General features: G+C 56.9%; 26 protein-coding genes, 1 tRNA gene and 2 pseudogenes. 13 read left to right on the forward strand and 16 right to left on the reverse strand.

The genetic code is table 11. The features are described 5' to 3' along the window. The first annotated feature begins 132 nt into the window (after positions 1–132). Both ACXX9E_RS20850 and ACXX9E_RS20855 read left to right on the forward strand, forming a co-directional pair. On the forward strand, positions 133–1758 hold the full coding sequence (locus ACXX9E_RS20850) for an NADP-dependent glyceraldehyde-3-phosphate dehydrogenase (protein WP_128616167.1): 1626 nt from the start codon (positions 133–135) through the stop codon (positions 1756–1758). Positions 1759–1804: 46 nt separating this feature from the next. Continuing rightward, positions 1805–2845: an FUSC family protein gene (locus ACXX9E_RS20855; RefSeq protein WP_177490684.1), complete on the forward strand. Its 1041-nt coding sequence runs from the start codon at positions 1805–1807 to the stop codon at positions 2843–2845. A 3-nt stretch (positions 2846–2848) separates the two neighbouring features. Here the strand turns inward: ACXX9E_RS20855 and ACXX9E_RS20860 are convergent, their stop codons facing one another. Further along, complete coding sequence (locus tag ACXX9E_RS20860; protein ID WP_322374753.1) at positions 2849–3742, reverse strand: DMT family transporter; 894 nt, start codon at positions 3740–3742, stop codon at positions 2849–2851. A gap of 134 nt (positions 3743–3876) precedes the next feature. Here ACXX9E_RS20860 and ACXX9E_RS20865 point away from each other — a divergent pair, with 134 nt between their 5' ends. Further along, positions 3877–4314, forward strand: coding sequence for an Lrp/AsnC family transcriptional regulator (locus tag ACXX9E_RS20865; RefSeq protein ID WP_123469137.1), 438 nt, complete (start codon positions 3877–3879; stop codon positions 4312–4314). Between the two features lie 57 nt (positions 4315–4371). Beyond that, positions 4372–4698 (forward strand): YceK/YidQ family lipoprotein, encoded by a 327-nt coding sequence (locus ACXX9E_RS20870; RefSeq protein WP_123469139.1) that lies wholly within the window; start codon positions 4372–4374, stop codon positions 4696–4698. A gap of 65 nt (positions 4699–4763) precedes the next feature. On the opposite strand, the gene ACXX9E_RS20875 is transcribed toward ACXX9E_RS20870, so the two are convergent. Further along, on the reverse strand, positions 4764–5435 hold the full coding sequence (locus tag ACXX9E_RS20875; RefSeq protein ID WP_123469141.1) for a Bax inhibitor-1/YccA family protein: 672 nt from the start codon (positions 5433–5435) through the stop codon (positions 4764–4766). 122 nt (positions 5436–5557) lie between these two features. Between ACXX9E_RS20875 and ACXX9E_RS20880 the strand changes: the two genes are divergently transcribed. Next, positions 5558–5645: transfer RNA gene (locus ACXX9E_RS20880), tRNA-Ser, on the forward strand. A gap of 214 nt (positions 5646–5859) precedes the next feature. On the opposite strand, the gene ACXX9E_RS20885 is transcribed toward ACXX9E_RS20880, so the two are convergent. Further along, positions 5860–6786: a LysR family transcriptional regulator gene (locus tag ACXX9E_RS20885; protein WP_222832796.1), complete on the reverse strand. Its 927-nt coding sequence runs from the start codon at positions 6784–6786 to the stop codon at positions 5860–5862. 153 nt (positions 6787–6939) lie between these two features. Here ACXX9E_RS20885 and ACXX9E_RS20890 point away from each other — a divergent pair, with 153 nt between their 5' ends. Then, the gene (locus ACXX9E_RS20890; protein ID WP_458556090.1) at positions 6940–8145 is read left to right on the forward strand and encodes an MFS transporter; all 1206 of its coding nucleotides are present in this window, start codon (positions 6940–6942) and stop codon (positions 8143–8145) included. A gap of 330 nt (positions 8146–8475) precedes the next feature. On the opposite strand, the gene ACXX9E_RS20895 is transcribed toward ACXX9E_RS20890, so the two are convergent. The 3 genes from ACXX9E_RS20895 to ACXX9E_RS20905 all read right to left on the reverse strand — a co-directional run bounded on the left by ACXX9E_RS20895 (position 8476) and on the right by ACXX9E_RS20905 (position 10546). Then, positions 8476–8928 carry a GNAT family acetyltransferase gene (locus ACXX9E_RS20895; RefSeq protein WP_458556091.1) on the reverse strand — a complete coding sequence of 151 codons (453 nt, stop codon included), beginning with the start codon at positions 8926–8928 and terminating at the stop codon, positions 8476–8478. 215 nt (positions 8929–9143) lie between these two features. Continuing rightward, positions 9144–9791, reverse strand: coding sequence for a GNAT family N-acetyltransferase (locus ACXX9E_RS20900; protein ID WP_322374768.1), 648 nt, complete (start codon positions 9789–9791; stop codon positions 9144–9146). Between the two features lie 305 nt (positions 9792–10096). Next, positions 10097–10546, reverse strand: coding sequence for a hypothetical protein (locus ACXX9E_RS20905; RefSeq protein WP_322374769.1), 450 nt, complete (start codon positions 10544–10546; stop codon positions 10097–10099). A 253-nt stretch (positions 10547–10799) separates the two neighbouring features. Between ACXX9E_RS20905 and ACXX9E_RS20910 the strand changes: the two are divergent. After that, a pseudogene (locus tag ACXX9E_RS20910) lies at positions 10800–10931 on the forward strand (transposase); the annotation flags it as partial. A 31-nt stretch (positions 10932–10962) separates the two neighbouring features. On the opposite strand, the gene ACXX9E_RS20915 reads toward ACXX9E_RS20910, so the two are convergent. After that, complete coding sequence (locus tag ACXX9E_RS20915) at positions 10963–11376, reverse strand: putative quinol monooxygenase (RefSeq protein WP_458556092.1); 414 nt, start codon at positions 11374–11376, stop codon at positions 10963–10965. Between the two features lie 57 nt (positions 11377–11433). Further along, positions 11434–11634, reverse strand: a complete 201-nt coding sequence (locus tag ACXX9E_RS20920; RefSeq protein ID WP_458556607.1) for a type 2 periplasmic-binding domain-containing protein — start codon at positions 11632–11634, stop codon at positions 11434–11436. Between the two features lie 27 nt (positions 11635–11661). Between ACXX9E_RS20920 and ACXX9E_RS20925 the strand changes: the two are divergent. Next, positions 11662–11769, forward strand: a pseudogene (locus ACXX9E_RS20925) (DMT family transporter); the annotation flags it as partial. Positions 11770–11841: 72 nt separating this feature from the next. Here the strand turns inward: ACXX9E_RS20925 and ACXX9E_RS20930 are convergent. The 3 genes from ACXX9E_RS20930 to ACXX9E_RS20940 form a co-directional block, all read right to left on the reverse strand. After that, on the reverse strand, positions 11842–13374 hold the full coding sequence (locus tag ACXX9E_RS20930) for a diguanylate cyclase (protein WP_458556093.1): 1533 nt from the start codon (positions 13372–13374) through the stop codon (positions 11842–11844). Between the two features lie 254 nt (positions 13375–13628). Beyond that, a complete protein-coding gene (locus ACXX9E_RS20935; RefSeq protein ID WP_123464354.1) occupies positions 13629–14288 on the reverse strand; it encodes a carbonic anhydrase in 660 nt (219 codons plus the stop codon). Positions 14289–14459: 171 nt separating this feature from the next. Further along, positions 14460–14915, reverse strand: a complete 456-nt coding sequence (locus tag ACXX9E_RS20940) for a winged helix-turn-helix transcriptional regulator (RefSeq protein ID WP_186747959.1) — start codon at positions 14913–14915, stop codon at positions 14460–14462. A gap of 96 nt (positions 14916–15011) precedes the next feature. Here ACXX9E_RS20940 and ACXX9E_RS20945 point away from each other — a divergent pair, with 96 nt between their 5' ends. Further along, complete coding sequence (locus tag ACXX9E_RS20945) at positions 15012–15953, forward strand: aromatic alcohol reductase (RefSeq protein WP_458556094.1); 942 nt, start codon at positions 15012–15014, stop codon at positions 15951–15953. Positions 15954–16133: 180 nt separating this feature from the next. Beyond that, positions 16134–16673, forward strand: a complete 540-nt coding sequence (locus tag ACXX9E_RS20950; protein ID WP_123464351.1) for a GAF domain-containing protein — start codon at positions 16134–16136, stop codon at positions 16671–16673. Positions 16674–16740: 67 nt separating this feature from the next. Here the strand turns inward: ACXX9E_RS20950 and ACXX9E_RS20955 are convergent, their stop codons facing one another. Then, positions 16741–18867: a TonB-dependent siderophore receptor gene (locus tag ACXX9E_RS20955; protein ID WP_458556095.1), complete on the reverse strand. Its 2127-nt coding sequence runs from the start codon at positions 18865–18867 to the stop codon at positions 16741–16743. Positions 18868–19146: 279 nt separating this feature from the next. Between ACXX9E_RS20955 and ACXX9E_RS20960 the strand changes: the two genes are divergently transcribed. Then, positions 19147–19707 (forward strand): fasciclin domain-containing protein, encoded by a 561-nt coding sequence (locus ACXX9E_RS20960; RefSeq protein WP_458556096.1) that lies wholly within the window; start codon positions 19147–19149, stop codon positions 19705–19707. A 114-nt stretch (positions 19708–19821) separates the two neighbouring features. Here the strand turns inward: ACXX9E_RS20960 and arsH are convergent, their stop codons facing one another. The 4 genes from arsH to ACXX9E_RS20980 all read right to left on the reverse strand — a co-directional run bounded on the left by arsH (position 19822) and on the right by ACXX9E_RS20980 (position 21733). Then, on the reverse strand, positions 19822–20520 hold the full coding sequence (arsH, locus tag ACXX9E_RS20965; protein WP_458556097.1) for an arsenical resistance protein ArsH: 699 nt from the start codon (positions 20518–20520) through the stop codon (positions 19822–19824). A 9-nt stretch (positions 20521–20529) separates the two neighbouring features. Then, positions 20530–21000 (reverse strand): arsenate reductase ArsC, encoded by a 471-nt coding sequence (locus tag ACXX9E_RS20970; RefSeq protein WP_128615851.1) that lies wholly within the window; start codon positions 20998–21000, stop codon positions 20530–20532. 21 nt (positions 21001–21021) lie between these two features. Continuing rightward, complete coding sequence (locus ACXX9E_RS20975) at positions 21022–21369, reverse strand: metalloregulator ArsR/SmtB family transcription factor (protein ID WP_458556098.1); 348 nt, start codon at positions 21367–21369, stop codon at positions 21022–21024. 124 nt (positions 21370–21493) lie between these two features. Beyond that, entirely contained in the window at positions 21494–21733 is a 240-nt protein-coding gene (locus ACXX9E_RS20980; RefSeq protein WP_458556099.1) for a YceK/YidQ family lipoprotein, read from the reverse strand. A gap of 333 nt (positions 21734–22066) precedes the next feature. Between ACXX9E_RS20980 and ACXX9E_RS20985 the strand changes: the two genes are divergently transcribed. Together ACXX9E_RS20985 and ACXX9E_RS20990 are read left to right on the forward strand one after the other, a co-directional pair. Then, positions 22067–22219 carry a hypothetical protein gene (locus ACXX9E_RS20985; RefSeq protein ID WP_177490665.1) on the forward strand — a complete coding sequence of 51 codons (153 nt, stop codon included), beginning with the start codon at positions 22067–22069 and terminating at the stop codon, positions 22217–22219. A gap of 221 nt (positions 22220–22440) precedes the next feature. Next, entirely contained in the window at positions 22441–22650 is a 210-nt protein-coding gene (locus tag ACXX9E_RS20990) for a hypothetical protein (protein ID WP_458556100.1), read from the forward strand. Positions 22651–22652 lie beyond the last annotated feature (2 nt).

A 22652-nucleotide genomic window follows, 5' to 3' on the forward strand; every position in this document is an offset into this window, starting at 1 on the left:
GCTGCCCCCCTCTGTTCTGCGCCTTTGCGTGACATTCGCGTGACATTCGCGGGTTTAAATCCCGGCGCATTCAGGCGTATAACCTACAGAGACTTTTTGATCTGCATACGGACATCAACACGGGGTAGCGACATGACCACAGCAAACATCCTTGGCAACCTGTTCCCTTCTGTCAGCGACATCCCGGAAAAATACCGCCTCGACGGTCAGGTCGAGCAACGCGAATACCTCGTCGATGGCCAGTTGCGCCGCTGGGACGGCCCGCTCGCCCAAGTGCGCAGCCCGGTCTATCTGCACGGCGAGAACGGCGACGAACAAGTGATTCTCGGCAGCACCCCGTTGCTCGACGCCGACACTGCGCTGACCGCACTCGATGCCGCTGTCCGCGCCTACGACCGTGGCCAGGGCCTGTGGCCGACCATGCGCGTCGCCGAACGTATCCAGCATGTCGAAGCCTTCCTCGGCCGCATGCGCCAACAGCGCGATGCCGTAGTGAAACTGCTGATGTGGGAAATCGGCAAGAACCTCAAGGACTCGGAAAAGGAATTCGACCGCACCTGCGACTACATCGTCGATACCATCAATGCGCTTAAAGAACTCGACCGCCGCTCCAGCCGTTTCGAGCTGGAACAGGACACACTCGGCCAGATCCGCCGCGTGCCGCTCGGCGTCGCGCTGTGCATGGGCCCTTACAACTACCCGCTGAACGAAACCTTCACCACGCTGATTCCGGCGCTGATCATGGGCAACACTGTGGTGTTCAAACCGGCCAAGCTCGGCGTGTTGCTGATCCGTCCGTTGCTCGAAGCCTTCCGAGACAGCTTCCCCACCGGCGTGATCAACGTGATCTACGGCAGCGGCCGCGAAACCGTCAGCGCGCTGATGGCCAGCGGCAAGATCGACATCTTCGCCTTCATCGGCACCAACAAGGCCGCCAGTGACCTGAAGAAACTGCACCCGAAACCGCACCGCTTGCGCGCGGCATTGGGGCTGGATGCGAAGAACCCGGGCATCGTGCTGCCGGAAGTCGATCTGGACAACGCCGTCAGCGAAGCGGTCACCGGCTCGCTGTCGTTCAACGGCCAGCGTTGCACCGCGCTGAAAATCCTCTTCGTTCACGAAGATGTGGTCGACAGCTTTATCGAGAAATTCAACGCCAGACTGGCCACGCTGAAACCGGGCATGCCCTGGGACAGCGGTGTGTCGCTAACACCGCTGCCGGAGTCGGGCAAGGTCGATTACCTGCATGGCCTGGTAGCGGATGCGCGCAGCAAGGGTGCCGAGGTGGTCAACCCGAATGGCGGCGAGTCGCGCGAGTCGTTCTTCTACCCGGCAGTGCTGTATCCGGTGACGCCGCAGATGCGCGTGTACAACGAGGAGCAGTTCGGCCCGGTCGTGCCGATCGTGCCGTACCGTCACCTCGACACCGTGATCGACTACGTGCTGGAATCGGATTTCGGCCAGCAGTTGAGTATCTTCGGCACCAACCCGGTGGCCGTCGGCCGACTGGTCGACACCTTCGCCAACCAGGTCGGGCGGATCAACCTCAACGCCCAGTGCCAGCGCGGCCCGGACACCTACCCGTTCAACGGCCGCAAGAACTCCGCCGAAGGTACGCTGTCGGTACACGATGCGCTGCGGGTGTTTTCGATCCGCACGCTGGTGGCGACCAAGTTCCAGGACAGCAACAAGGACCTGATCAGCGAGATCATTCGCGGTCGCGATTCAAGCTTCCTGACCACCGATTACATTTTCTGACGAGGACCTTGCACTGAGTACATTCAGCACCCACCGACTGCCTCCGCTGTTGCGCCGAATCCTGCGTCCGCTGCTGGACCCGTACCGGCGCTATCGGCACGCCCGAGTGATCCACGCGGTGCGGGTGGCGTTGGGGTTGCTGGCGACCATCCTGCTGACCACCGGCATCAACCTGCCCCACGGCGAGTGGGCGTCGGTGACCATGCTGGTGGTGATTGGCGGTTTGCAGCATCACGGCAACATTGGCAAAAAAGCCGCTGAACGCGCCACCGGCACCTTGATCGGCGCCGGCGTCGGTTTGCTGCTGGTCGCGCAGCAGGCGTGGCTCGGTATGCCGTGGCTGACCTATTTCGCCATGGCGGTGGTCTGCGGATTCTTTTCCTATCACGCCATCGGCAAGGGCGGCTACACCGCTCTGCTCTCGGCGATCACCGTGTTCATCGTCGCCGGGCATGGCGACAATCCGATCACGGACGGTTTGTGGCGCGGCGTCGATATCCTGATCGGCATCGCGCTGGCACTGGCGTTCTCGTTTGCCTTGCCGCTGTACGCTGTGTATTCGTGGCGCTATAACCTGGCCGATGCCCTGCGCGATTGCGCCACGGTGTACGGACGGATCATCAGCGGCCATCCGGTCAGCGCCGATGAACATCTGAAACTGATGGCGCGCCTCGGCGCGGTGATGGTGCAACTGCGCTCGCTGATGCCGTCGGTGTCCAAGGAAGTGAAGATCTCGATGACCGAACTCGATGCGATCCAGCGCAATCTGCGCATGTGCATCAGCACCCTGGAAATCCTCGGCAATACCCGTCCGGACGCCAACGACCCGCAAGCCATGGCTCATCTGCAATCGGCGCTAAAGGCTGAACACCGGCAGATTCGCGTGCAGTTGATCGGCATGGCTCGCGCCCTGAAAACCGGCGCGGCACAACGCCTCGATCGACCTCTGGAACTGGCGGAGGTGAAGCTGGATGTGCCGGTTTACAGCGCGCTGGATGGCTATCGACTGTTGACCCGGCAACTGGCTGCGAACATCACCGAGATGCGCCAGCGCCTGGCGAAAACCGCACCGCGCTGGAACATCTGAGCGTTACTGCGCGGCGAGCCGGCGAATTTTCAACCCCCAGCCCTGCTGCATGCCGGCAGCCGCCAGCAGGATCGCCGCCACGCCGACCCATTGCAGGATCTCCAGGCGATGGCCGAAGGCGAACCAGTCGACGAAAATCGCTGCAATCGGATAGATAAATGACAGCGCACCGGTCAATGCCGTCGGCAGTTTCTGGATCGCGCCGTACAGCAGCACATACATCAAACCGGTATGCACAATGCCCAGCGTCACCAGACTCGCCCACGCAGTCGCTGCTTGCGGCAGTGCGCTGAAATGCGCGAACGGTGCGAGCAACAGCACGCCGGTGCAGACCTGAATCAGCGCGATCAGGTGCGGCGGTGTGCCGGTCAGGCGTTTGATGATCAGTGCGGCAATCGCGTAGAGAAACGCTGCGCCCAATGCCAGCGCAATGCCTGTCAGATAGTCGCCGCCACTCTCGGCCTGGGTGCCGTGGGCACTGACGATGGCCAACATTCCCATGAACGAGATCGCCAGCCAGAACAGCTTCTGCAGGGTGATTTTCTCGCCGAGAAACAGCGCCGCCAACCCGACCAGCATGAACGGCTGTACGTTGTACACCGCGGTGCCGATGGCAATCGACGCCCGGGAGTACGAAGCAAACAACAGCACCCAGTTGCCGACAATCGCTACGCCGCTGAGCACGGCCAGCAGGAACGTCGTGCGGGTCAGCATGCCCGGGCGCAGAAAACCGAATGCCGCGCAAATCAGCAGCAAGGTGCCGGCGCCGAACACGCAGCGCCAGAACACCACATCCAGCACCGGTTGCCCGGACACCAGCACAAACCAGCCGATCGTCCCGGATATCAGCATGGCTGCAGTCATTTCAAATGAGCCGCGGCGGATTGTCTTGTCCATTTCAGTCTCCTCTTTTGTAGCAAAAGTATGCCAAGTGGAGCCGGGGCCACTCCAGCGCATAAAGCAGGCTAAACTCGCTATCTGCCTTTTTTATAGTGGGTAGTTTCTTTCAGTTGCCTAATTCAGGAGTTTTTATGACTGACGACATCGACCAGATCCTGATCGGCGCCTTGATGGAAGATTCGCGGCGCTCACTCAAGGCGCTCGCGCAACTCAGCGGCCTGTCTTCGCCGAGCGTGGCCGAGCGCTTGCGTCGCCTGGAAGAGCGCGGCGTGCTCAAGGGCTACACCGTGGAGATTGACCCCAAATGCTTCGGCTACCAGTTGCAGGCGATCGTCCGCGTGCGCCCGCTGCCGGGACAGTTGCAGGAAGTCGAGCGGCAGATTCTGTCGATTCCAGAGTTTACCGAGTGCGACAAGGTCACCGGCGAGGACTGTTTCATTGCCCGCTTGCATGTGCGTTCGATGGAACAACTGGACACCCTGCTCGACCGCCTCAATACCTTGGCCGAAACCAATACCGCGATTGTCAAAAAGACCCCCGTCAAGCGCCGGCTGCCGCCGATGGCTTGAGTGCTTTTTCTCCACGTTCGGCGTAGATTGAGGTTTTTCCAGCTAAGGATTGGCGGTATGAAATGTTATGCAGTGATGCTGATGGCGTTGGTGCTCAATGGTTGCGGTACGGTGCAAACCGTAGTGAGCAGCGACAAGCACACCGCCGACAGCCTCAAGAGAGAGAAAAGCTACTGCGGCGCCGTGCCACGGATCTACAGCGGTGTGACCTACGACTTCTGCCTGATGAACGCCGAAGTGCGCGAAGGTGTCGACACGTTCCAGCACAACAACGCGAACTTCGGCATCCTCATCGATGCAGCGGCGTCCGGGGTGCTCGATACGTTTTTACTGCCTTATACCGTCTACAAACAGCACGCCGATGGCAGCATCGTCATCAACTAGGTGCATTTTCAGCAGGCAACAAAAAACCCGCAAATGCGGGTTTTTTGTTGATGCCAGTCTGGCGATCAGTCGTCGCGGCTCATGATGCCGAATATCTGCAACAAGCTGACGAACAGGTTGTAGATAGATACATAAAGGCTGATGGTCGCCATGATGTAGTTGCGCTCACCGCCGTGGATGATGGCGCTGGTCTGGAACAGGATGCACACCGACGAGAACAGCACGAAGCCGGCGCTGATCGCCAGTTGCAGGCCGCTGATCTGGAAGAACATGCTCGCCAGCGTTGCCCCCAGCAGGACGAAGAAACCGGCGGTGATAAAACCACCGAGGAAGCTCATGTCCTTGCGGGTGATCAGCACGTAGGCCGACAGACCGCCAAACACCAGCGCGGTCATCGCGAACGCCGAACTGACCACTTCAGCGCCGCCCTGCATGCCCAGGTAACGGTTGAGGATCGGGCCGAGCAGGAAACCCATGAATCCGGTCAACGCAAACGCGGACACCAGGCCCCACGCGGAGTCACGGAGTTTGTTGGTAAGGAAGAACAGCCCGTAGAAGCCGATCAGCACCACGAAGATGTTCGGGTAGCCCACACGCATCTGCTGTGCCACGAACGCCATCACGCCGCTGAAAGCCAGGGTCAGAGCCAGTAGACCGTAAGTGTTGCGCAGGACGCGGCTAACCTCTAGCTGCTCAGCCTGCACGCTGTTATTAACTGCGTAATCCTGTTCGCGCATGGCGACACTCCTGTTGGTTTGAAACGTTCAGTCGCAAAGATCATAACAGACGCTCTGTAACAAGCCATGCAGAGAGTTTGACAGTGTGTTTCATTCAGGTATTATGGCGCCCGCAACGCAACGGAGGTGTGGCCGAGTGGTTTAAGGCAACGGTCTTGAAAACCGTCGACTGTAACAGGTCCATGAGTTCGAATCCCATCGCCTCCGCCATCTTATGTACGACAAAGCCCTGATTATTCAGGGCTTTGTCGTTTCTGGCATTCAGGAAATTTGCTCCTCTCTCTATGGATCGTTTCCGCATCTATTCGGGCATTTCCGCAACCCTACCCTTCTGACACCGTTAAGTTGGTGCTAAACAAATCAAACTAAGCACAGCGCGTCGGTAGCATTGAATGCTCAGTAGACCGCTTTCGGCCATAAGCGGTCATTGAATTTTGCTAGCAGACGGTACCAAACCAGCGGCAAGCGCCTCCAATAATGCACTGACCTTGGGAAGCGCCTGACGGCTCTTTAGCCAAATCAGATTGATCGCCTGGCCTTCGGTTGCCAACTGGGGAAGCACTTCAACCAATGTCCCCTCTTCAAGCTGACGTTCGATCAACCATGACGGTAACTGCGCGATCCCGCATCCCGCCGATACCGCGATTACCAAACCTTCGCCATCTCCCACAACGAATTTTGCGGCTATCGCCCTGCGTTCAATTTCGCCCGGATGCTGTCCTGAAAAACTCCAAGGGCTAACCGTCCCATCCGCCCAGCCGTAAGCGATGCACTGATGATTTTCCAGGTCGCGATCGGTCAAGGGCGTGCCGTGCTTACTCAAATATGCGGGAGACGCACAGAAGATATGCCACTCACTGCCCAGATAGCGGTGCCCCAATGTGGCGGGCCAAACGTCCGAACCACCGATGCGTACGACGATATCGGCACCTTTCTCGATAGGATCGATGAAACGGTCGGAAAACGAAATGTGCGGCAGCAGCAGTGCATGTTCCTGGGCAAACCGCAGAATGACCGGAAGTGCCTGCAGGCGGCCGAATGCACCTGGAAGGTCAATGCGAATCCTGCCGCGAGGTTCAGTGTTTTCGGCAAGTAGGGACAGCTCAGCCTCTTCGAGCTCAGCCAGCACGCCTGTACATGTGCGATAGAACGCAATCCCCGCATCCGTCAGTGACAAGCTTCGAGTTGTTCGGTGGAACAACCGAGTCCCAAGCCTGCTCTCCAATCGAGCTATCCCTTTACTGATTGCCGAAGCCGTCAGACTCATCCGCTCGGCAGCGCCTTTAAAGCTGCCGGAGTCGGCAACGCAGACAAATACATCAATGCCCTTTAAACGTTCGGAGGAAAACATGCATGCCCCGCATTCATGAATTGAATTCTGTCGATATGATAAAAAACATCATAAATCAGAACATAATTCCCCAGTAAGCTTGATTCGCGCATCAATCAACACTTTGCGACTGACAAACGCTATCAAAACAACCTGCTGAACGATGAGGCAAGGATGCTGGCCACGCTAAAAAACTATCCGACAACAATAAATTTGCTGCTGTCGGCGTCCCTGATATTGACCTTGGCGCGGGCAATTACCCTGCCCTATCTGGTTATTTACCTTTCCGGCAGTTTCAGCTTAAGCGTCGCCGATATCGGCCTGGTTATAGGCAGCACACTGATCATTGGGTCGTTATTGAGTCTTTACGGTGGTTTTCTGGTCGACAAGATGTCCAGTTACCGGCTGATCCTGGCCTTCAGTGGCGTGTTCACGCTGGGGTTTCTAGGGACGTTTCTGGCTCGCGAACTTTGGCTGTTCTACAGCTGCCTGGTACTGATCAACCTGGCTTATGCGGTCATTGATATCGCGATTAAATCAGGATTTGGCAGCCTGCTTCTCGTCACTGATCGCAGCGAAGTTTTCTCGATCAAATATACGCTGACCAACATCGGGTATGCCGTCGGCCCGTTTCTTGGCGCTGGCATGGCCAAACTGGATCTCAGCTTGCCATTCCTGTTATCAGCCGGGCTTGGAGCAGGATTCTTTTTCATCTATTTCGTTTGGGGCAATAGAGACCTGAACGCCACCGATTCAGCTCAGAAACCAGTACCGTTTCTGGCCGTGGGAAAACTGTTACTCCAAGATTATCGGTTGGTGTGTTTCACCCTTGGTGGGCTGCTTAGTGCGGTGGTTTTTGGCCAGTTCACCGCTTATCTCTCCCAGTATCTGGTGGTCACTACTACACCAGAATCCACCTACCAGATCATCAGCACCGTTGTGGCGACCAATGCGCTGATGGTGATCAGTTTGCAATACTCCATAGGCAGGAAGATCTCTCACAGGCATCTGAATCTGTGGCTGGTCGCGGGACTGAGTATGTTCATGCTGGGGTTGGCGGGTTTTGCCCTGTCGACCTCTATCCTGCTCTGGGTCATTTCCATAGCCATTTTTACGGTCGGCGAGATCATCGTATTCCCCGCCGAGTACATGTTCATCGACAAAATCGCTCCGGACAACCTGCGCGGCATGTATTACGGAGCACAAAACCTGTCCAACCTCGGCGCGGCGCTGGGGCCGGTGCTTTGCGGAATCGTATTGGCGACTCAGCCTCCCCACTACATCTTCTACATGCTTGCGCTCTTCATTGTTGCAGCTGGACTGTTCTACTTCCTGGGAGCTTCCAATTTGAGCGATATCACGGATATGGATTCTGATTGAACGGCAGCAATAAGACAGACAGTGGGGAATCAAAAGATCACCTTAAAAATGCCCGCTTTTGGTTCGATTTTGATCTGTCGCGACAGGCTGAAACCGGCCAAAAGCAGTCATTCGGCGGCGTCTGCTTACGACCGAGGCTGTGTAAAAAGTGTTTTTGCGCGCGACAGGTACTCAAAACTGGACTGGAAATCGCGCTTCTACGCGAAATCCACAACTGCTGACTGCTGACTGCTGACTGCTGACGTGGCGATAAATTTCAGATTTGACGTAGACGCGCACACTTCAATTTTGGCGAAGCGTTTTTACACACTCTGTACCCGAAGCGGACGTTTACCAAGCCTGCTCTCCCGGCATCTCGATATTCGACTCGATCTTTTTGCCCATACTGATTCGCGGTTCGGTCGAGTAGCCCAGAGATTCGTAGAAGGTTTTGACACTTTCATTTGAGCTGATGATTTGCAGATTAACTTTCATGCAGCCTCGCTCGGTCAGAGCATCCTCTGCGTGACGGACTAGATTCATCCCTATGCCTTTTCTGCGGTGCGACGGGTGCACCGCCACCGAGTACAACCATCCACGATGACCGTCGTATCCGGCGAGAACGGTGCCAACAATTTCATGTCCTGACAGGGCCACAAAGAAAAGGCCATCCGCTGCGGCCAGTTTTTTGTCGATAGCCAGGCTGGGGGTGTTATGCGCGGTTTCGTAACCGAATACAGTTTCCCAGAGTTCCATGACGCAACGGCGATGGTGTTCATTTGAGTAGTCGGCAATAGCATCCATGGTGTAGCCCTCGAATTGAAGGGGCTGAGAGGCGCCGCCCGTGGCCCCCTTCATGGTTGACGGGTCGACCCAGCAATGTTCCAAATGCTCGCTTCAACCCATAGAAGCCCCATGTGAACCATCCGCCGCGACCAACACCGCGTAATGACCAGCCAGTTGCGCAGGGGTTAGCGTCAGCGCGGCTTCCACGCTTCCATCCACTCCGCAGGATAACCCTAATGGGCTTTGCTGCGCTGAGGCAGAGCACTGAGCACAGACGCATCTGCCCCACGGGACGGCCGTAAGATCGGTGTATCGTCTGCCAATAACGCTCGCCCCGCCGGGTCAGTGGCCAGCAGACTGTATTGGTGCAGGCTGAGGAAGCGCTCGTGCTTGTACTCCAACTCCCGAAGAGTTCCCTCAAACACAAAGCCGAGTCGCTCCAGCAAGCGCGAACTGGCGGGATTCTCCGGCTCAACATCTGCATGGATGCGGTGCACGCCGAGCGTGCCCAAGGCGAAGCGGATAATAGTGGGCAGGCAGGCTTGCATGAGCCCCTGCCCCCAGTACTCCGGCATCAGCCAGTAACCGATTTCCAGGCTGCGATCAGCATGAGACCAATCATTGAAGCCGCAGGCGCCTACCAACTCGTCCTGACCCGGCTGGGCTATGCCCCACCAAATACCCTTGCGCTCTTCGAGCAACGCGTCGTACCAGCGCATTTGCTCGTCCGTGGCTTCGAGACTGTCGTAAGACACGCCGTAGCAGGCAACTACCTGCGGATTAGAGAGCCCTGCAAAAATCGCATCGACATCACGTCGATGAATTCGCCGCAGGGTGCAGCGTGGCAGGAAAAACTCGGGAAAGTCGTCAACAAGGTCCATCAAATTCAGCGTCACAGTTCTAGGTTAGTGCAAGAATACTCGCAGCATCGGGGCCGGGTGCACAGGTACAGTTAGGAGGGGACTGGACGCAACAGAACTATAAGCGGTAACACTGATTGGCTACTCGTGGGCTACTTTTGGCCGATTACCGCCTGTTGTGAACGTTAGAGAACTGGCAAAAAGAACGGGCCAGTTGTGCCTGCGAAACTAGTGCGATTCTTACCCTTGACTTTAGACCAGCTAATGACCGTCTCTTTTTTACTGGGCTATCACAGTTGTGATAGGCAGCGCTTATCCCTTTTTGGTCACGCCCTTCCGTCGAGCGCTACTTTTGCGGCTAGCGGTTCAAAAGCCTGACTGAAGTCGCCAACCCTATTGATCATCTCGAAAAACCACTGAAATGACTCTTGCACGAAATCTTCATCGGAAGCTCTGTCAGGATACATGACGCAAAACAAAGCTCTTGCGACAGCATCCTCGTTATCCTCAATGTCAACATCGCGCCCTTTCGCTTCCAGAAAATCCCAACATTTAACTCTGGCAGTATTCAACTCCCTTTCATTTTTCCCGCCCTCAAACCAGTATCTTTGCGCAGCTTCGAACGCGCTTTTGACACTCGGGGACACTCCTTCGTCCTGAAGAACGATACCGACGCCCGCGCACATAAACTTCATTATGTTCCGAGCCGCTTCAGCTTCAGCCTTACCTTTACTCAACTGCTCCGAAAAATGAACAATTTGCTCATGACTAATCATGGTGGACTCCAAGTATTGCGAGTACAGAACTACAGGAGCGACACGCCTTTTTAGCGGATTCATGCCCTTTGCCCGAGGAACCAATATTGACGGCTTCGCTTGTATCGCCCGCAGGATCCATTCCCGCGGCACAGGAACGTCTCAAGCACACGATTTCTGCACACTTGCCATGCCATGGCTCACGTTTATCCTGAACCGCCCCAGGTTTCGTAGACACCTCCATGCCTCAAACCGAGGTCAATTAGGAGGTGCCATGAGCAACTCGCATTACCCCGCAGAATTCAAAATCCAAGCAGTCAATCAAGTGACCGAAAAGAAGCTGCCTGTCGCTGATGTAGCGGCTCGTCTCGGCGTGATGCGCAGTGATTCAACTGCATGGGTAAAGGTCCTTCGCAAGATAGAGGTGACATTCGTCTTCACTCAGGCTGTCGCGCTTTAGCACTGAGTTGCACAGGCTGGGTCTCGATCAGCTTGCGTGCCAGGATCATGCGCTGCGTTATCGCAACATATTTCTTGAAGTGCGGTGATTCGATGTGTGCCCGATAGGCCTCCTCACTCGCATAAATCTCGAAAAAACGAAGACTGTTGGGCTTGTCCTTCTCCGCAACCGAGTAGATGGCAAGCACCCCGGGTTCAACGCGGATGGATTCATCCATCTCTTCCCTGACCGCCACCTTGTAGGCTTCAATGTGTGCCGGATCGATCTCCAACTCTGCAATGCGTACGACGGTCGTGGTTGCCTCTTGGGCCTGCGTCGTAACAGCTCCGAAGCCAGATCCCATGCCAACGGCAACTACTGCCGCCAGAAGCCGATTTGTGTTTTTCGTCATGTGATATCTCCTTGGGTCAATGGTCTGTGCAACAGTCGTCTTCCACTATCGCTAGCGCTACCCATCTTGCGGGATTTTCTCCAATTCGCAGACAAGCACGTCTATCGCAAGGCGAGATCGAAGCGGTTGATATTGAGCTGCGGGCCAGACGACGTAGCACTCCATGGCTGCTCTAGGCCGATCCCCCCATATCTCTATGAGTGTGCCCTGCTGCATTCGATCACGAATCAACCAGTAGGGAAGCCAAGCCAGCCCCATGCCTTCGGCGGCAGGCAGAAAAGCTTCGAGCTACCGGGCGAAAGCCCGTACGCGGGAGCAGCACAGATCATCGTCGGCCTGTGCTTCGCCAATGAACTGATCCGCTTGGGCAGTAACGCGTCCGCCCCTTCGACCGGTGAGTTATTTTCGGATCCTGATGACTTCAGCAATCAGTGGTGTTCAAAGGTTTTGAACGACCGACTAGTGCTACGTATCGGCAACCTGGACTTGGTCTCTACCACTCGATTTTGCACGGTACATCGCGGTATCGGCACGCCGAATGAAGGCGTCAAACGACTCTGATGGAATCCACGTCGCAACGCCGAAGCTACACGTTGCCTGTCCAATTTCATCAAAGGGTTGGGTGCTGATCAGCGCTCGAAGCTTTTCTGCCAGCAGCCTTGTATCGTTCAGTTCGGTATCCGGGCAGATCAATGCGAACTCTTCTCCGCCGGTTCTGCACAGCAGATCGGTTTTGCGTGTTGCCGAACGTATTCGTGTGCACAACGTCTTCAGAACGTCATCCCCACACTGATGGCCCCAGCGGTCGTTGATGTGCTTGAAGTGATCGACGTCAAACATGATCAGCGACAGAGGGCGGTATTGCGCGTTAGCCTCGATGAGCAGGCGCTCCATCAACTCTTCGAAGTATCGGCGGTTATAGACTCCGGTCAGGTGATCGGTAATGTTCAACAGACGCAAGTCTTGCGTGCGTTCATCTACCAGCGAGAGCGCGCGGGCGCGCTGCGTAATCAGCAAGTACACCATCAAGGTCAGCAGCAGCGTCAACCCTGCTCCGAACACGATAATCAGGCTGATGGACAGTGCGTAACTATTGGCGACCAGAAAGGTTGAGCTCGGCCTGAACTGGATCAAGTAATTCTGGTCGGCTACTTTCAGCAGCCGTTGCTCGTACAGCGCTGAAGGAGCAGCAGGAGCCGAGCTCTGATAAATGGTTTCCCCTTGATGCTGCGTGTCGATCAATGAAAGCGTCACGTTCAGTCGCTGCAGACTTGGTAATGGAATGCCTTGTTCCATCAAAGAAGCCAGGCGTACGGTGGAGACAACGAACCCCTGCAAATCATCATCGTTCGATGGCGCCTCAGGGGACTCGCGGAAGACAGGTGCGACAAAGAAAATCCCCGACTGGCCGTTGGTCATTTTCAACGGTTCAGACACCACTATTTGACGTGTTTCGCGTGCCTTGCTCATCAAGGCCTGGCGCCCCGGGCGCGAGAGAACATCCATGCCGGGGATGATCTTTACGTCATCGCGCTTCAATAGGTAGAGCAATATCCAGTGTTCCGGCCGGCTGGTGAGGGGAACTCGTTCGCCGGTCACGGGGTTGATTTCATGATATGAAAAATCACTGGTGCCGTTGAGAAGTGCCTTGGCGCGAAATGCCGGGAGATCTTTCTCGAGAACCCTGGGTACCCAGCTACAGGCTTCATCCTCTTCCACCAAAGGCGTAACGAAGCCCATAAACTCCTTTTCAGTGACATCGTCGGCGTTGATAAAGAAACGCCTCACAACGTCCAGTTTCAAGACCTGAGTATTAAAGCGTCTTTGCAGGCGACTGAATCTTTCGTCGACCTCCAGTTGAAAAGCAACGCTGACGGTACGCTGCTCTGACCCTACGAACAGAACGAGTACCAGGAACGTGACGGCCACCCCAGCCAGGCACACCAAAGCGCAAAGGGCCACGTCGGATGCTTTGAGTGCGTTCTGACGAGTAGACATGATCGGGTGTTCCTTGCTCATCGCCAAAAACAGTGTGCAGTGGCCTGGAGTACTTTTGGAGTATCGGCACGCTTGTCGTTATCTTTATGAATCAGGCGTTAGAGCAAGGGATTTATGACCGGCAGGTATGGGCCAGCCAGGGTAGCAGCGCTCAGGCGAGACCAGACTGGCGCATGGCGAAGCCGCGCAACACGCTGTTCTGGATCTCGCTCGACAGGCTGTTATCGTCCGATTTCAGCCCTTCTTGCACGCTATTACATCGGTCCGCCGTTACGCGCAGTGATCGCAACGGTGGTTGGCGAATCAGCAAGTGACACGAAGCGTCGCGTTGCGCCATCGAGCGCGTCGATGCACCCCGCCTCAATGTCGTAGACCCAACCGTGCAGATTCATGCGCCCCTGCTCCAGCGCGAGAGCCACCGATGGATGCGTACGCAGGTTCGCCAGTTGCGCGATCACGTTTTCGCGAACGAGCCCATCAAGCTTCGCGCGGGGTGTGTCGAACTCATGCGCCGCGTTAATCGCTTTCGCGGCGTCCGAGTGGCGTAACCAGTTAGCGACCGCCGGAAGATGATCCAGACACGTGCAGCGTGAAATCGCGCCCATCGCTCCACAGTCGGAGTGGCCACAGATTACGATGTCTTGTACCCCGAGCACGGCGACCGCATATTCAACGGTGGCCGAGACACCGCCAGGTTCGGGACCATACGACGGCACGATGTTGCCGGCGTTGCGAATGACGAATAATTCGCCCGGTTCGCGCTGCGTAAGGAGTTCGGGCACAACACGACTGTCCGAGCAGGTGACGAACAACACCTTCGGATTTTGTGCCGTCGCGAGCTGCTTGAAAAGCTCGACGCGTTGCGGATAAACCTCGCGCTGAAAGCGCAGAAAGCCGTCAATAATGTCACGCATGGAGTCCTCCAGAACCAAATGCCGAATACCGGCACGAGCACTTGATATGCCATCGCACCGCTGTGGTCGTCATTATTGCAGACGTTGCTCGCAATGGCTGTACTGGAACAACGATGTCATTCGAATCGCCAACGGCGCGGCTGGTGTCCATAGCACCCAGGCAGCCGCCGGCTAAAGCGTTTTGGAATCGGCTGGAATGGGCGTAGGTATTTGCCAGGAAGGCTTGTTGCCGTCCTGACTGTCGAAAGTGCGGCGCGCTTTGCGGAAGTCATCGACATTCTCGACGACCCAGGTCCAGATGGGTGACATACGCACCAACAGCTCCATGCCCAGCGGCGTCAGCGCGTACTCGACACGCGGCGGAATCTCATCGAACTCGCACCGACTCAGCAAACCATCGCGCTCTAGGGCGCGCAGTGTCTTGGTCAGCATTCGCTGGGTCACACCGGTCATCTGCCTTTTTATCTCGGCATGGCGCATCGTCCCGTAAACACCCAAGGCATGCAGGATGCCCAATGACCATCGGCTACCGGCGTGAGTCAGGACTTCCCGCCTGACGCCATCATCATCTTCTCTAAGCGTTTGGCAGATAGTTTGCGCCTGGCTCAGAACGTCTTGATCGGTCATTTCTACCCCTGGTATCACACGTGTGCCTTCTTACGAGCGTTGCCCAATAGTGCAAGCATTGGCTGATCTTACAGGCAACCGGTTTCAGGAGACATCATGACCGAAGTGACCCCGCAATCCCCCCAATCAATTCTCGTCCTAGGTGCCGGCGAACTTGGCCTCGCGGTTCTGCGCAATCTTGCGCAGGTGGCAAAACGTGCGCCCGGTTCCAGAATCAGCGTTCTGCTCAGGGACGCCACGATCAACACGCAGATACCGGAGAAGAAAGCAGAAATCGCTGAATTGCGCAGTCTGGACATCCAAATGGTTGCCGCAGACCTGGTCAACGATTCGATCGATCAACTGGCTGAGGTCTTCGCTCGATTCGATACCGTCATCGGCTGTGCAGGCATGGTCGCCGGTCGCGAAACACCCATGAAGCTGGCCACAGCAGCGCTCAAGTCGGGCGTCAAGCGCTACTTTCCCTGGCAATTTGGCGTCGACTTTGAGGTGATCGGGCGCGGCAGTCCCCAGGATCTGTTCGATGCCCAGCTCGATGTGCGCGAGTTGCTGCGCGCTCAGGATAAAACCGAATGGGTCATCATCTCGACAGGTATGTTCACCAGCTTTCTGTTCGAGCCGGTGTTTGAGGTGGTGGACTTCGAAAACGACACAGTCAACGCCCTGGGCAGTCTTGAAACCCGCGTGACGCTCACCACACCGCAAGACATTGGTACCTTGACAGCAGAAATCGTCTTCTTCGAGCCTCGCCTGCGCAATCAAATTGTCTACCTGGCTGGCGACACCGTGACGTATGGGCAGGTGGCGGACATCCTCGAACGCGGGCTGGGACGGCCCTTCAAACGTAACGTCTGGACGGTTGCGCACCTGATCCAAGAGTTGGAAAAAGACCCCACCCATCACATCAAAAAGTACCGTGCAGTGTTCGCACAAGGCAGAGGCGTGGCCTGGCCCAAGGCAGGCACGTTCAACGAGCAGCAATCCATTCAAGTCACCACTGCCGAGCAGTGGGCGCGAGAAAACCTCGCAGACATCTGAATGCGAAGAGCAGGATGGACCAAGCCCCGTCCTTAACGAGTACTTTAGTTCTCGTTAACGACAATGCTGGCCATCAAAAACCATTCAAGTGAACGAATCCGTTTTGTCTGGAATCAAACGAGCAGTTTCAAAGGCGTTTAGCAGCTGCCAGTTCGATCATTCATTACCGGAGAAAAATGCATGCCTCTCAGTGACACTATTCACAGAGCGTTGCTAAGCGCGGAGGAACGCGCCTCTATCGCTGAAATTGAAGCCACCACCAATATTCTGCAGCTCGTCACACGGATGACCGGAACGCGCTTCGCAGCGATCGCAAAATTCACGGAGACGGAATGGATTGTCTGTTCCGCGTACGATCCGATCGAGCTTGGGATCAACACCGGCGACACACTGGAACTCGAGACCACCCTTTGCAGTGAGTTTCGAAGAGATCCCCAAGTGCTTTTCGTGCCGGAGATAAGTCGAGACGGCAGGTTTTCGACACGTCCTGTGGTAAAGCAATACCTGATTGAAAGCTACGCAGGTGCGCCTGTTTTCCTGCCCGATGGACAACTTTGGGGCGCGCTGTGTGCATTGGATTCCAGGGCAGTGATATTCGACGACCCGGACCTGGCGGACACGCTAGGCCTGTTCGCGAGGCTGATCGGCTGCATCTTTTACTCGAACTTGACCGAGGCCGGCAGCGGCTACAGCAAGAACGGTTCAGTTGCCACGGAATAACAACGACACAGCCCTGAGGATTCAGGGCTGTGTCTTTTCTGGCATGTGAGATTCGTGCCCGCCCCTTCTACAAGGTGTAGGAAATACCGACCTGCACGGTTCGCGGCGCGCCTGGATAAGCGTAGACGTTGCCGAATGCGCCTTCTTCATAATCGCGATCGAACAGGTTTTTCAGGTCAAGATTGAATCGCACCTTGTCATTGACCTTGTAGAAGCCGAGCAGGTCGACAACGGTGTAACTGCCCATCGAAAACGCGGTGTTAGCGGTTTGGCCGGCGCGCTCGTCGACGTACTTGAGGCCGGTGCCCAGGCCCAAGCCCTTGAGCGCGCCGTCCTGGAACTCATACATATTCAGCAGGCTGAAGCTGTTTTTCGGGATGTTCAGCAGGCGCGTGCCAGAGCGCAACACGTTGTCCTTGGTCACTTGAGCATCGACATAGGCGTAGCCGCCAATCACCCGCCATTCGGGGGTCAGGTTGCCAGCGACGTTGAGGTCGAAACCACGGCTGCGCACCTCACCGGCTGCAACGCTGAAGGTCGAGTCCACCGGGTCGGTGGTCAACACGTTACGTTTGTCGATCTGATAGACCGCTGCGTCGACACTCAACTGCTGATCCAGTGCTTCCCACTTGATCCCCATTTCGTAGGACTTGCCCTTCTCCGGCGCGAACCCGCCGCCCTGGCGACTGGCGCCGGTGTTCGGTTTGAAGGAGCGCGCGGTGTCGGCATAGACCGCCAACGTCTCGGTCAAGTCGTAGGTCACGCCGATGCGCGGGGTCACCGCATTGTCACTCGCCTGCCAACTCTTGCCGCCGGGCACATAGGTTTCGTAATCATGTTCAAAGCGCTCGAAACGCGCGCCGGCCAGCACTTTCAATTTGTCGGTCAATGCCACCTGATCCTGCACGAACGCGGCATACGTCTTGAGGTTTTCCTTGTCGTGAGTCGGCGTGCGGGTAAGTGCCGGACGCGGCTGGCCGTACACTGGATCGAAGATGTCGATCGGGTACGCACCGACAGCGCCGCTGGAGCGTTGAATGATCGACTTGTAGTCGTAATCCTCATACTCGATACCGGTGAGCAACGTGTGCTGCAAGCCAGCGGTATCGAAGTGCCCGGTCAGGTTGAGCTGGGTATCCTTGTCGGTCCACTCCAGCTTGCGATAGTTGAAGTTGCGCCCCAGGGTGCGGCCGTCATCGGCTATACCGTTGGCCTCGATTGCGTTGCCCTTGAGCGAACCATCGAGCCACTGGAAACCGCCACCCAGGGTCCAGTCATCGTTGAGCATGTGCTCGAAACGCAGTTGCGCCATGTTGTTATCGTTATGCAGTTTGCCGACGTCTTTTTCGCCGAAAAAACTGTCGCGAGTGGCCGTACCGATCTGCTTCGCATAGCGGGTAACGCCGCGATCCAGCGGCGCGTTGTTTCGCATGAAATCGCCTTCGAAAATCAGCCTGGTCGCGTCGGTTGCCTGCCAGGTGAGCACCGGCGTGATGCCGTAGCGCTCGGTTTCGACGTGATCGCGGAAGGTGTCGCCGCCCTCGCCCACGACGTTGAGTCGATAGGCCAGGCGCCCTTCTTCGTCGAGCGGACCGGAAGCGTCCAGCGTGCCGCGCTTCATGCCTTGATCGTTGAGTTGGCTGCCCAGGGTGACGGTGCGCTCGGGCAACGGCTGTTTGGAAACCACATTGAAGGTGCCGCCAGGATCACCCCGACCGTAGAGCATGGTGGCCGGGCCGCGGAGCACTTCGAGGCGTTCGATTGTGTTGGCATCCGGCATGTTCGGGTAGCCGCGGTTGATCGGGAAACCGTTTCGATAGAACTCGCCGCTGGTGAAGCCACGCACGGTAAACGTGGTCAGGCCCTGGCCACCAAAATTGTTCGCCCGCCCCACGCCCCCGGCGTAGTCCAGCGCGTCCTGCAACCGGGTGGCGCCCAGATCCTCGACCGCATCCCTGGAAACCACACTGATCGATTGCGGGGTTTCGTGAATCGACGTGTCGGTACGCGTGGCGCTGGCCGAGCGCGTCGCCCGATAACCCTGCACCGGGCCGTCCGCCCTTTCGTAATTCGCCGTACCGATCACATCGGTTGCGTCCAGCTCGAGCGTTGAGGGTGATCCCCCCGTTTGTTCAGCCCATGAGGCAGACGACAAGGCTTGCAGCACACAAATGGAAAGCAGGGTTCGACGCATGGAGAAGAAAACCTTTACGAATAGGCCAATGCAGGGAGTGAAACCGCCAAAAACACCCGCGCATGCTATACAAAACCATTCGCAATTAACACTTATTCCCATTCACATGCTTCTGGAGAGTCATGAATGTCGCAGGGTCTTTGGTGACATCCGACTGACCGCTTTCAGCTGAAGTGAACATTCGTCTAATTTTTTTACTCTGCGTTGCATCCATTCCTGCCCCTGCTCCGTACATTCAACACCCTCATTCGAAGGGTCGAAAAATCAAGGAGACGCATCATGCACATGTTCATCAAACGCCTTGCTATCGCGTGCTTCACACTGTTGAGTCTGGGCGCCGGATTCAGCTCTGCCGCCGATACCGTGATGGTTGGCGGCGCTGCCATGTATCCGACGAAAACCATCGTTGAAAACGCAGTCAACTCCAAGGATCACACGACGCTTGTTGCAGCGGTCAAAGCGGCCGGGCTGGTCGATACGCTTAACAGCAAAGGGCCGTTCACGGTCTTCGCCCCCACCAAGGAGGCCTTCGCAAAACTGCCCGCCGGCACGGTCGATACGCTGGTCAAGCCAGAGCACAAGGCCGACCTGACAAAGATCCTGACCTACCACGTCGTGGCCGGCACCTACACCGCCAGACAATTGATGAATGACGCGAAAATGCACGGCGGTAAAGTGATGCTGAAATCGGTCCAGGGAGAACCGCTGACCGTGATACTGCACGATGGCAAGTTGTGGGTGGAGGATGCCAAAGGTGGCAAGGCGGGCATTACCATTGCCGATGTCATGCAGTCCAATGGCGTGATTCACGTTATCGATACGGTACTGATGCCGAATTGATAAGGCAGGCCTCGGCGGACGCGCTTCAGAGCGTCCGCTATCGGCGGCTCAGCGCGTCGGGCGAACAACGCAAATGCCCACTGAGCGGCTTCTGGCAATGGTTGGCCCACACGCTCAAATCGAACGCTGATTCACCCGCGCCATCAACTGCTCAGCCGACTCCTTGCGCTCCGAATAGCGATCAACCAGAAACGCTTGTTGGTCACGCAGCAGCACGGTGAACTTCACCAGTTCTTCCATCACATCGACGACGCGGTCGTAGAACGGCGAGGCCTTCATCCGCCCGGCGTCGTCGAACTCCATGTACGCTTTTGGCACCGAGGACTGGTTGGGGATGGTGAACATGCGCATCCACCGCCCCAGCACCCGCAGTTGGTTGACCACGTTGAACGACTGCGAACCACCGCACACCTGCATCACCGCCAGGGTCTTGCCCTGAGTCGGACGTACCGCGCCGAGTTCCAGCGGGATCCAGTCGATCTGCGCCTTGAACACTGCCGACATCGCGCCATGACGCTCCGGCGAGCACCAAACCTGACCTTCCGACCACAGCACCAGATCGCGCAGCTCCTGTACCTTGGGGTGATCGACGGGCGCATCGTCCGGCAGAGGCAGACCGGACGGGTTGAAGATGCGTGTTTCGGCACCGAAGTGCTCCAGCAAGCGTGCGGCCTCCTCCACCAACAAACGACTGAACGAGCGTTCGCGGGTCGAGCCGTACAGCAACAGGATGCGCGGCTTGTGCCCTTCGGTCAGCGCTGGGCCGGGTGCTTCGAACAGGGTGGGATCGAGGTTGGGCAGGTGTTCGGACATAAATCCTCCTTAAAGCACGCCGATTCGGTCGAGCGCGGTTTTCAGTTCATCACGGCTGAGGCTGTCGAACGGCAGATCAAGAAAGGCCTGGCAGCGCTGCTGGATGTGCGCCAACGTGGCGCGGAAGGCTGCGTCAATCGCCGCTTCGTCACCCGTCACTTCGGAGGGATCTTCCAGCCCCCAATGGGCTTTCAACGCCGGTCCGAAATACACCGGACAGGTTTCCCCGGCGGCTTTGTCGCAGACGGTGATGACGATGTCCGGCGGATTGCCTTCGAAGGCGTCATTGCCTTTGCTGTGCAAACCGGCAATCGAAATACCGGCCTGCTGCAACGTGGTCAGGCTGCGCGGCAACACCTGGCCTTTAGGGAAACTGCCGGCACTGACCGCTTCGAATCCCGCCGGGGCCAGGTGATTGAACAGGGCTTCTGAGAGGATGCTGCGGCAGCTGTTGGCCGTGCACATGAACAGGACTCGCATGGGGTCACTCCGAGGGAAGATTCAGCAGCAGGCGGTTTCGCGAACCGGTCGGCCATCCATATTCTGCAGGCGGGTGGCGTTGCCCTTGAGCCAATCGGCGTTGGCCTGGGCCGTCACTTGCAGAATGTCGTGAACCCAGGCCGGCAGATCCGGATTGAGGCGGTAATACACCCACTGGCCCTGACGCCGATCGAGCAACAGACCAATGCTGCGCAGCTGCGCCAAGTGACGGCTGATTTTTGGCTGGCTGTCGTCGAGGGCGCACATCAACTCACAGACACATAACTCGCCCTGATCGGCAATCAGCAGGGTCGCGCGGACACGGGTTTCGTCGGCCAGGCTCTTGAAGACTTCAGGGGGTGTGATCATGGCGCGCTCATTACATATGGAAAACCGAATATACGGATATCCATATGTAATGAGCAACAAGAAAATACCGAACTGACCCGGACGCTCGAAACCCGCTCACTCGAGGCGAGCTGATCCGGGACAATCAAAGGTTGCAGCTGTACTGATATTCGAAGGGAAAAAACACCGTATCGACCACCAGCGAAAACGGCGCATCGATCAGTAAAAACGGAATCAGCTTGCCTTTGGAGGTGCCCACCAGCCACCAGTCAAACCGCAGGCCGATGTAGGGGCATCGGTGTTTGTCGTAATCCATGCGCATGGCGGTTGCCATGCAGCCATTCAACGTGGCGATCAGCACCAGCATTATCAACTTGCGAAACACGTAACATCCTTATTACTGCACTGCACCGCGATGGGTTAACGCGCGCCTGAATCACCGCGACTCAGGTGAACGCCCGATCTCCTCGCGTGCAGGCATCGTATCCCCGTGAGTGGCTGATATCGGCCGACCACAACCAATCCTGAATCGAAAAACCGCCAAGCCCGCTACCAAAGACCGCCGAACCGATCGTTACATCTGCGCGGATTGGCCGTTTTGCCACTGCCTGCGATAACACACTTCAAGCCGCCGAAAATGAACATACGTTCATCGCAAGCCGCATTCCAGGCGTCTAACCTGCGGGTTCCGACATAGTGACTACAGGAGTACCCCACCATGTTCTCGCACGAAAGCGTCCCGTTGATTGTCATTTTCATCATCATGCTGCTGGGCGTGCTTGCAGCTTTTCTCCACCCGGTACACGCGCTGTTCAGCTGGCTTCGGCGGCGCAAGGAACGCTCGGCGACCGAACTGGTTGAGCGGGATTAATTTTTTCATTCACTGAGCAACCAGGGACGGATGACTTTGCTGAAAAAGAGATTCGTCCCTGTTTATTTCACGGGGTTGCCCGCAAGGAGTTGAGGCGACGCCGACTCGACGACCTCGCCAATGACTGCAGCAAAGCACCTGAGGATATGCTGCAATAGGCGGCGGAAACGGATGAAGAGCTCAACGGCCTGACCCGTCAAACGTCACACGAGGAGGCCTGAATGCCGAAGACACCGCCGACCAGCAAAGAGGCCACCACCGCCGCAGACATCGAACGTTCCATTCAAGCCCTGAACACAATGGCCGAACGCCTCTGGGGCCAGGGTCGAGAAGCCGAAGCCCAGGCCCTGCTCGACGCACTGGACGCATTGAATCGGGCACTCGACAGAATCCGCATTGGCGAGAGTCGCCGGGTGGCTACGCTTCATTGACC

Source organism: Pseudomonas sp. GNP014, from assembly GCF_054344005.1.